7 protein-coding genes are annotated in these 9,959 nt (G+C 63.1%); 1 reads left to right on the forward strand and 6 read right to left on the reverse strand.

Annotation, left to right across the window (positions count from 1 at the left end):
• Positions 1–224: 224 nt before the first annotated feature.
• Positions 225–674, forward strand: a complete 450-nt coding sequence (locus G473_RS30160; RefSeq protein ID WP_154667223.1) for a hypothetical protein — start codon at positions 225–227, stop codon at positions 672–674.
• On the opposite strand, the gene G473_RS0102410 is transcribed toward G473_RS30160, so the two are convergent.
• The 6 genes from G473_RS0102410 to tssI all read right to left on the reverse strand — a co-directional run.
• Entirely contained in the window at positions 655–1,149 is a 495-nt protein-coding gene (locus G473_RS0102410) for a hypothetical protein (protein WP_154667224.1), read from the reverse strand. The two genes, G473_RS30160 and G473_RS0102410, sit on opposite strands and share 20 nt — an antisense overlap.
• Positions 1,150–5,493, reverse strand: a complete 4,344-nt coding sequence (locus G473_RS28890) for an RHS repeat-associated core domain-containing protein (protein ID WP_029011792.1) — start codon at positions 5,491–5,493, stop codon at positions 1,150–1,152. It lies immediately after the preceding gene.
• A gap of 43 nt (positions 5,494–5,536) precedes the next feature.
• On the reverse strand, positions 5,537–5,986 hold the full coding sequence (locus G473_RS0102420; RefSeq protein ID WP_029011793.1) for a DcrB-related protein: 450 nt from the start codon (positions 5,984–5,986) through the stop codon (positions 5,537–5,539).
• A 31-nt stretch (positions 5,987–6,017) separates the two neighbouring features.
• Complete coding sequence (locus G473_RS0102425; RefSeq protein WP_029011794.1) at positions 6,018–6,692, reverse strand: hypothetical protein; 675 nt, start codon at positions 6,690–6,692, stop codon at positions 6,018–6,020.
• Positions 6,693–6,876: 184 nt separating this feature from the next.
• Complete coding sequence (locus G473_RS0102430) at positions 6,877–8,361, reverse strand: hypothetical protein (protein WP_029011795.1); 1,485 nt, start codon at positions 8,359–8,361, stop codon at positions 6,877–6,879.
• On the reverse strand, positions 8,358–9,959 hold a 1,602-nt coding region (gene tssI, locus G473_RS28895; protein WP_154667225.1), incomplete at its 5' end, for a type VI secretion system tip protein TssI/VgrG. The genes tssI and G473_RS0102430, both read right to left, overlap by 4 nt.

Here is a 9,959-nt window from a genome sequence, read left to right on the forward strand (position 1 = left end):
ACGGCGGTGTTTGCCAGGACGTTCGCTTTATGATGGGGTGGACCCCGTAGAGGCCATGAAAGGTTGTGCTGTCCGCGGCCCGCAGTCGGCCTGCACCATCCGTCTCAAGCCCAAGACGCAACGGATCGGGCAGACACAGCCCCTGATCGAGGAGACGGCACAGCAGCAAGTCCTGTGCGCGCAATATCACCGTCCGGTCCGACGCAGTTGATGGCGTGAGCGAAATGGGCAGTTTCATTATTCGCGTGACCCCGCCGCCGGTATCGCAGCAGCGGCGATGTCCCGTCACTATCCAGGTCAAGTATCCGTCCCGCCACCACGGACAAGCGTTGCTGATCCATCATTTCCTGAACGCGCCCGGCAATGGTGGCGGCCAGCCGATGGCGATGGACATCCCACCAGGGCCGCAGGTGACGGATGAAACGCTGGCGTGTTTTGGCTGGCAGGTTCTGCCAGTATTTGGCTGTACCTGCACGCAGAGTGTCGATCACCTCGTGCCAGCCACCGCTTGGCGAGCGATGGCGAAAGGGTGGGAAGGGGCAGCGGCGGTTCGGCGGTACTTTCGCGCCGACGCTGCGGTTGTAGAGACGAGGACTTCGATCGGATGCATGTCAGGTGATGAAGAGGGTAACTTTCAGCTTATTGGGTCCACTTCTATTTTAATGGCTTTGTAAAAACCGTCACGAGATCCACTTGGTTTCTTTCATTGAATTGAATGTTCAGAATATCTTCTTCGATTTCATACTTTATCCATGCAGGCGCATTTTTCTTCAAAAGCTTGATATATCCACCCCCGCCTTTGTCATGGGGCATGCCTAATTTCTTGACAACTTCATCCTCGCTATCGCCGAAACGGACGCCTTCAGGCAGTTCACCCTGATACTGGCTATTGGCCTCATAGCCGTTGGAATAGAAATGGATAGCATTGACATAAAGATCATTTTCACCTCCGGGAGGATAGGATTGCACAATCCAGGGGGCTTCCTTGAACATGATGGCAACCCCATATTCCCGGAACTGCACAAAGCCGACATGGGCCGAATGGGTCGCGCCATTGTCGGAGTTTCGGACCAGTTCCTGTATCTCCGGTTCCCCTATATTCTTGCGCAGAAGATTTCGCATTCGATTAAAGTTGAAATCCGTTGACATCTATAATCCCCCAGAGAGTTCTCTGATCTTGGCGGCGGCTGCTTCCGCCGCGGCCTTGTTTTCGATACTTGCACCATCGATCATCGCTTGGGAATCACGAACGGCGGCTCCTTGTGGGTTAAGCGCATCCCCCTGAATCTGGGCCGGGGTATTTCTGCCACCAAATGTGGGGCTTTGCTGGCGATGCCAATCCTGCGGCACGGCGACGGCGGTTCCCTCATCCCGGACCTGGATAATCTCTTGAGGTGTCAAGGGGCGCCCCAATGCTGCTTCTGTCCGGGCCACATTGGATGCATGCGAGGGCTGATGGTCAAGGTCCAGTTTGTCGCCGGTTAGCGACCGATTGCGGAGGTTCTTATAGGTATCGACCTCATAGGGATCGACCCCTTTGCCATCCACATCGCAACTAAGACCCAGCGGATCGACCCAGCTTATCGGGTTTGGCGCATAGGCGGCAAGGTTGGTGCCGCCGACCAGCCGGATGGGGTCTTGTGTGGTGAAGCAGCCTTCATTGGGCGCGTAGTACCGGTGGCGGTTATAGTGCAGTCCTGTTTCGGTATCGTGGTACTGCCCCTGGAAGCGCAGGGGATTCTCAACATGCGCCACGTGTAATTTTGCCACCGTTCCCCAGGCCCGATACTCCCCCGACCAGACCAGTTCACCATTGTCATTGGTCAGTTCCTGCGGCGTGCCCAGATGGTCGAGATGGTAGTGAAAGGCTTGGGCTGGCTGTAAGAGCTCCGTGCGGCGTAGCTGCGCCAGCGGCCGGAAGCTGCCTGGCTCGTGCAGATAGAGCACAGCCAGAGGATCTCCGCTCGGCTGATCCGTCGCATGCGGAGTGCTTTCGGCCAGCAGGACATCGCCGTCCCAGAGAAAATCTGTGCGCCGCCAGGCCGGCTTTTCCCCGGTGCCAGGGGAGGGGGCATTGTCATCATTGGCGCCTGCCGGCGGCAGGTGCGCGCTCTCCTTCCATAGCCGCCGCCCGAAAGCGTCATACCCATAGCGCGACAATATCCGTCCGCGTCGATCCGACCGCTCCGCCGCGACCATCCTGTTGTTGGCGTCATAGGCGTAACGCAGTGCCACCGCGCCGCCCGCCGCCCGCCATTCCCGCACCCGGTTGCCCCAGGCGTCATATTGAAACTTGGCATCGCCATGCACCAGCAGCCGGTCGCCCTTTGCCTCCCCGCCCCAGAACGCCGCATCGGGGCCGGAGGCCAGTATGTTGCCGGCGGGATCGGGGACAAAGCCTTCCGGGTTGGTGCCCTCCACCGCCAGAAGCCGGTCGCAGGCATCATAGCGGTAGCGGCGAACCCCACGCCTGGCATCCTCGACGGCCACCAGACTGTCGGCGCCGTCATAGCCATAGGCGCGGGTGAACAATACGGCACCGCCGCGTCGCACCCCTTCCTGCCGGATCAGGCGGCCCTGCGGGTCAAAATCCTGGCGTTGCAGTAGACTGCCGGCTTGCCGGCCGATCTCGCGGCCCGCGGCATCGCGCTGGAAACGCGCCAGATCCCGTCCATCCAGACCGACGGCGGCAGGCAGCCCATCCTCGCCCCAGGTCAGATCGATCCGGCGTCCGTCCGGCAACAGCGTCGCAATCCGCCGCCCACGCACATCATGCTGATGCTGGATGGCCAGCGCCCCCTGGCGCTCCACCATCAGTTGCCCGTCGGCGTCATAGGCGAACAGGGTTGTGTGATCCGGCGTCTCCGCCGCCAGCAGCCGGCCCACCGGGTCATACCGGTAACGATGGAAACGCCCATCGGCGAAACTGGCCTCCAGCAGCCGGCCCAGCCTGTCGCGGCTGTAACGGGTGGTCCTGCCCTGATCCGTGCGCTCCACCACGTAGCCGCCAGCATCTCGGCGATATTCGATCAGCCGACCGTCGAAGCCGGTCTCCGTCATCAATCGGCCGACCGGATCGTAGTCCAGCCGGTAGCGCTCACCTTTTGCGTTGGTCAGGCCTGTAAGGTTCAGTTCGCTATCGTAATGATAGCGGAAGCCAGAACCGTCGGCGGCGATCCGTTCAAGGGGATAAGGCAGCCCGTCATAGCGCCAGCGCGTTACCCGCCCCAACGGATCCCTGTGGCGGGTGACACGATCCTCTGCGTCGTATTCCAGTTCCACCGTGCCACCGTCGGGCCGATGCACGGTGACCGGGTTGCCATTAGCATCCAGGCTGAGACGTAGCGGCGCATCGGTACCGCGTTGGGCGGAGATGACGCGGCCCAGCGCATCATGCTCGTACTGGCGGTAAGGGCCTTTCTCCGTCGCTTCGGCCAGTAGCTCACCGCTGCCCGACCAGGTAAAGCGCTGCAAGATGCCGAGCGCGTCACGGATGATCAGGGGCAGCCCGCGCCCGTCGCGCAGATATTGCCTGCTATTGCCTGAGGGCGCGATATGCTGCGCCAGATTGCCACGCGTATCATAGGTGAAGCGGTGAGTGGCGCCATCGCCCTCCACCACCTGGACGGGGCTGCCAGTGTCCGGACGGGCCGGATTGTCTCCGACCTTCACGCCATAGGTGAGTTTCAGCGCGGCACCGCTGGCATCCACCCGCTCCACCAGGCGGCCCCAGCCGTCATAGGTCATGCGCAAGGTGGTGCCATCCGGCCCCGTTACCGACAGAAGGTGGCCGGCACGGTCGTAGTCATAGCGTGTGACCCCACCCAGGGGATCGATCTCCTGCTCAATCAGGCCGACCGGGTTCCAGCGATAGAGGCTGCGCGCCCCGCGCCCCGTGACCACGTCGGTGGTCCTCGCCTCGGTGTCATAGCGCAGCCGGGCGTAATAGAGACCGTTATCCCCCCAGGTCTCCACACAGCGTGAGGCCCGTCCGCGGGCGATATCATCCCAGACGAACCGGAAGCAAAGCCCGCCGCGGCGCACCTCTTCCACCAGCAGGTGATTGTCGTAGCGGTAATACCAGGCATTGCCGCGGGCATCGGCAGCTTTCACCAGATCGCCGGCTTCGTCATAGTGGTAGGTGACCAGCCGCATCGACCGGGGTCGGCCCTCTTCATCCGGCCCATCCGGATGCGGGGCGTCGATGGCGGTGATGCGGCCGGCAGCGTCCGTTTCCACCGCATAATCACGGCCAGCGCTGTCACGGATCGCCAGCAGCCGTCCGCCGGGCCCGCGCGATAGCTGAATCTGATTACCATTGGCGTCGGTCACCGCCACCAGATGGTGCAGGCCGCTATCACCATCATGTGCGCTGAAGCCATGGTTGTTGCCGAAATAGTCGGCCAGCCACCAGCGGTGCCCGTCGGTATGCAGCAGCAGCCGTTCAACGCTGTTCAGCGTGGGCTTGCCCGGTGCCGGGTCATCGAAGAAGGCCAAGCGTCCGTCGCCCAGCCGCGCGGCCCAGCCGCCGCCATCTGTCCAGCGATAGAGCGCCATGTCATAAGGATGGTGCCAGCCCGATCCCAACTCCCCCTTATGGGTGGAACTGGACATCCAGATCCGTGCCCAACCGAGGGGCAGGGGGCCTTGCACCTCGAAATCCATCGCCTCGGTGAACAACTCACCCGTGGCAACATCAACGGGATGACCCGCGGTCTTGCGATAGCCGAACTTGCCGCCGGCGAAGCCGCCGACGCTGGCGCCCAGCGCCTCGCCGATGATGCGCCCGCGCTCCCCGCCGACGGCTTCCCCGACATTGCCGCCGACATAGCCGCCGGCCATGCCGCCCGCCATACCCCCCACAACGGTACCGCCGAATTGCACAAGGCCGCACAGTCCCCGCGCGATAAAGGCTGCGCCCGCCCCGGCACCCAGACCCATGATCGATCCGGCGGCAATCAGGAATTCCGCCGCGCCCACCATCCATTCCGGCACTTCGCTGTCGATGGGCAGGTAATTGCCCGGCTCCCGCCCGATGAACACGTCGGGAGAGCCGGCAGCGATTACCCCATCGCATTCCAGCTTGTCCTTGATGCGGGCGGCGGGGTTGCCATTGATGATGACGGTGCGGCTGCCCTGGGCGATGCGTTGGGGTGTGGGGCCGTGGTCGGTGCATTTCCCCTTGTCGATGATGGCGCGTGCCGCTGCCTTGCCATTGATGATGACGTCGTCGGAACAACCGGGGGCGATCTCACCGGCCGCATGGGTGAAGGTGCTACCCAGCGCCTTGCCCAGCAGGGCGCCACTCCCGGTCGCCGCCATCACCCCGCCCACAGCCCCGACTACGGCCAGCGCCGCACCGCCGGTGCCCACCACCGCGACCACGGCAACGGCGGCGGCCAGCCCGATGGCGGCGCCGACCAGGAAGCCGGCCATGGCGCTGGTATGCTCAATCGGGTCGCCCACGCGGGCGGCGTTGAATTCGCCGTCCATAGCTCAGCGTCTCCGGGTTGTCGGCGGGATCATGGGGAAGGGCTCAGGCGGTCGCTTCAGGCGTTGGCCAGGCGAAGCTGTTCAGCATGATGAGGAACTGTTTCTCCGCCTCGGGGAAGCGGTCGGCCGGGGCGGTATTGACAATGGAGATGACGCGCCCATCGGCCAGAAGGCTGTAAAGCTGGCGCTGCTTGACGATGCCGGCCCCGGCATTCCACCTGAAAACTATCTCCACGGCCGGCCGGCCGGCCAGCATGACATCGCGGCGCAGCTCAAGCTGGAAACCCTGAGCCCTGCCGGACAGATCTTTCATCTGCCGGTTCACATAGGCGCCCACCGCCTCGCCCGCGTGCGGTCGGTCATAGGCGATCATGATGTTGGGGGCCACCGGCCCGCTATTATCCGCCGGTGCCGCCCAGGCGATCATCGACCGGTCGGTCCAATCGTCCGGAACCTGGAAGGAGAAGTCGCGGGTACGGCAGGTCTGGGGCATTTATGACATCCTGACGGGTGGGAAATGGGTATCAAAGCGGCTGCTTCAACGCCTTTGCGACGGTGACTGCCTTATCCACCGGCTGGCTGCCGGTGGCGGGCATGGCGGCGATCAGGCTGTCGGCCTTCGGCATCTGACCGGCCAGCACCTGTTGTGCGATGGCACCGGCAGCGGATGGGTTGGTGCCACCGGGAAGGGCACCGCTGACAGCGGGCAGCATGTTCTGTGCGGCGGATGCAAGCTGTGCCGCATCGCGCAACGGTTTGGCGGCCGCGTCGCCGGCAAGCGCATTGCCAGCCTGGGAGAGGCCCTGTGAGAAAGCACTCTGGGAGAGATTCTCCGGCAGGCCCTGGGCGAGGGAGGACACCATCCCCGCACCGGGCGCTCCCTCGCCCGCTAGGGATGCGGCAGCATTGGCCAACGTACCCGGCAAGGCACCAGCACCGGGGATCAAGCCGCTGGCGGCGGCACCGGCCGCATTGGCCATGGCGCCGGTCAGTGCACCTGCGGGTGCCTGGGCCCCGGCACCCAATGTCTGGGCCAGATTGGCACCGGCGCTGAGCAATTGTCCGGCTGGCCCGGGCAGAGCCTTCGCTGCCATCTGGGCTAGGCCGCCCGGCGTCATCATCTCCAACGGCTTGAAGGGAGGGATGCCTAGATTGGAACCGATGGCACCGGGTTGGAACAGATTGGCGAAGATCGACATTCGCGGAGCCTCTGTTGGGGGCGCGGATAGATGGCAATAATCCTGTCGCGGGCGCTACCCGCTATTGAATTTTTACCCGAACTGTACGGGCGCGCGGGACCGATCAATCGGTGAAGCTGTTGGTGATAAAGGGGTGTTTCCTTGAGGATGAAGGGGAGGGAGGGGTAGCCCGTCCGGCTGCGGATTACTTGGGCATCATCGCCGTCAGGAAGCTGCCGAACGCGATATCGAAGCCGCGGCGGTTGATGGCGGTGATCAGATACGGGTCGGGTTCGATGGTCTTGGTGGCCAGTGTGAATATGGCCCAGCCCTTGTCGGTGCGCACAATCGTCTGCTTGACCAGACCCGGTGAGCCGCCGACCTGCACCTTCTGTTCCTCCACGGCGATCCAGACGCCCGGCATGCCGCTATCGACCGGTTTCAGGTTGGCGCCATGGAAATCGACGCCATTATTGCGCAGCCAGTTTGCGGACATCGCGGCCACGGCGTTCTCATCCTTGAAGCGCCCCCGAGGAGCGGTAAAGACATTGACGATCCCGATCGTGGCGTCGCCCAGCTTGTTGGTCAGGGTCCAGGACTGGCTATCAGCATCGACGCCGGTATCGGGGGTCGCGATCCAGGAAATAGGCATCTTGAAACCCAGCTGGAACACCTTGTTCAGGGGCAGATCCTGCGTCGGCTCCGCGTAATTCTGCTGCGGCACGGCGGTCAACTGGAAGCTTTCCGCTGCCACAAGGAAGGCTTCCTCCACCTCCGGATAGCGGGCCTCATCGCTGAAGCCGTGTAGAATGTAGATATACCGGCCGTTCTTGAAGGTGCGGATCCGGAACAGCACCGGGCGCCCGTTGACGATCTTGCGGGCCTTGATGTCCGCGTTGCGGCCGCTGGCGGCGGGGACGACGCGGGCGGCTAGGATCTCGTAATTATTGACCTTCAGCCATTCCCGCACCCAGTCATCCGGGGCCATTTCCCGTTCCACCTCGAAGCCGAGCACTTCCATCAGGCTCTGATCCGTCTTGTCGCCATAGGCGATCAGGAGCTGCGGCTTGCCATTGGGCGCAGTCGGTCGTCCCTCCTTCTCGAACCACAGCCAATCGCGCGGTATCAGCACGCTGAAGGCGAACGGGGCGTGGGGGCTGGGGAAGCTCTGCCGGATGTAATCCTTCTCGATATCACTCCGGGTTGCCTGGATGCTGGTGCGCAACTCGGTCATGGTGCTTTCCTTCGCGTGACTTTTGTGTGGGACGGTAATGGCAAGGTAAACGAAGCCGATGAACACGATGATGAGGAAGGGCAGGATGAGCAATTCGGTCAGCCTGCCCCTGGCCCGCATCGTCTCTATATCATTGCGGCCATAAGGCAGAAGAGCCATCCGCCAGATGCCGGGAAGGTCTTCGGGGACCCTTTCCAATGTGGCGAGCCTGTCACCGATGGGACGCCATTGCATCAGACCAAGCAGACAGAAGATCAGGAAGCCGATGAAGGCCATGATCGTGATCAGCAGCCGGGTGATGAAGCCACCGACATGGGCCTCCAGCATCCAGCCCAGCCCGCTGACACCCAGAAGCGCCAGGATAAGCAGCAGGAAGGCGGGGATCATCCGTCCACGCCGGGGAAGGCGGGCGGCCAGCCGCGCCATCTTCCCCGAAAGCTCCAAGCGATCCGTCATTTAGGTGCTGGCCCCACGCTCATATCGAGTTCCGTTTTTATCCCAAACAAGGTTTCCACCTCGCCAAACAGGTTCATGTGATATCTGTCCGTCATCCTATCATGGAAGGCGGCCGCCCCCGCGCCGCCACCGATCGAGCCGGCGGACACCCCTTGCTGCGTCCGGGTGGTGAGGGTCCAGTCGTCCGGAACACCCCACAATTTGCCGATGGGGATGGTGAGATTCTGTTCGAATTGGGCTTCCGCGGCGCGGGCACCGGCCTTGCCGCCGAGGCCGATGCCGGTATATCGGCCGTCATCCCCCCATAGGACCTGGCCCTTGGCATCGGCGGAGAATATTTCGCCCGTGACCTTGCCACCGAGACCGCCGGTCTTCAGGTCACCCAGGACGCCTTCGCCGCTCATCCTCGCCATGGCGGCCTTGCCTTCACCGGCGGCACCGAAGCCGTCCTTGGTGATGCCGGCATGGCCCTGGACTTCGGCGGCATAGACATCCAGGTTGCCGGTCAGCGATCCGACACTGTTGGAGCCGGTGGCCGAGATACGGGCGCCTGCGATCTCAGCCTTGGCATCAACCGTCGCCTTGTCCGGCCCGATGGTACCGGTGACCGATCCTTCCGCACCCATGACCTTGGCATTGACGGCGCCTTTCTGCTTGTCAGCGGCCCAGGCGGAACCCTCGGCCGTGGCGGTACCGCCCCAGCCACCACCACCCCCGCCACCACCCCCGCCACCGGAGGAGCCGCCGGCCACGCCGGAACCGGGATCGGCGCTGTTGCCACCCCCGCCGCCGGAAGCCGTCACCTCCTCCTCGGGTGGTGGCGGGGTTTTGTCCTTGGTGTTCAGCCAGATCAGTTCGCCATCCAGGCTGATGCCTGTCTTGTCGAGGATGATGGTGGAGCCGTTGGAGACCAGGATGATCTGATCCGGCGTCATCTGAATTGCGCTTTCGCCGACCTGTAGGACGAGGAGGTTTTTGGCGCGTTGTACGGCGGCGTTGCCGATCTGGATGAACTGGTTGTTCTGGACAACCATGGAGAGGTCTTTTTGGGAATGGAAGGCGAGTTCCTCGGCGCCTGCTTTATCTTCCATGGAGAAGAGGTTGAAGCCGTTTCCGCCTGGGGATGAGACGGTGCGAAACGCGGTCTGTGTTTTCTGGGCGGGTAGGGAAAGGGGGGCGGATGTTTCGGAATTTGGGACCATTCCCAGGATGACGGGGCGGTCGGGATTGCCCTCCATGAAGCCGACGACGACCTCCATGCCGACACGCGGGATGGTCTGGGCGCCGAAGCCTCGTCCGGCCCAGCTTTGGGAGGCGCGGATCCAGCAGGATGAGCGATCGTCGGCGGTGCCACGGCGATCCCAGTAGAACTGCACCTTCACGCGACCGTAGGCGTCGGTATGGATGTCCTGGCCCTTGGGTCCGACGACGATGGCGGTTTGCATGCCGGGGATGGTGGGGCGCGGCGTCACGCGTTTAGGCACGAAGGGTGTCGATGCCGGGATGCAGGTGAAGCTGTTCTGGTATTGCGTTGTATTGCCGCCGCCGGTCTCATAGCTCTGGTCTCGGGCGGAATGGGTGACCGACAGCACGACATA

This window comes from Niveispirillum irakense DSM 11586 (assembly GCF_000429645.1).
GTDB classification, from domain to species: domain Bacteria; phylum Pseudomonadota; class Alphaproteobacteria; order Azospirillales; family Azospirillaceae; genus Niveispirillum; species Niveispirillum irakense.

Excerpts from the sequence above, each read along its gene's own strand:
- G473_RS0102420 (WP_029011793.1), bottom strand. The coding sequence starts at position 5,986 with ATGCCCCAGACCTGCCGTACCCGCGACTTCTCCTTCCAGGTTCCGGAC.
- G473_RS0102425 (WP_029011794.1), bottom strand. The coding sequence starts at position 6,692 with ATGTCGATCTTCGCCAATCTGTTCCAACCCGGTGCCATCGGTTCCAAT.
- G473_RS30160 (WP_154667223.1), top strand. The coding sequence starts at position 225 with ATGGGCAGTTTCATTATTCGCGTGACCCCGCCGCCGGTATCGCAGCAG.
- G473_RS28890 (WP_029011792.1), bottom strand. The coding sequence starts at position 5,493 with ATGGACGGCGAATTCAACGCCGCCCGCGTGGGCGACCCGATTGAGCAT.
- G473_RS0102410 (WP_154667224.1), bottom strand. The coding sequence starts at position 1,149 with ATGTCAACGGATTTCAACTTTAATCGAATGCGAAATCTTCTGCGCAAG.
- G473_RS0102430 (WP_029011795.1), bottom strand. The coding sequence starts at position 8,361 with ATGACGGATCGCTTGGAGCTTTCGGGGAAGATGGCGCGGCTGGCCGCC.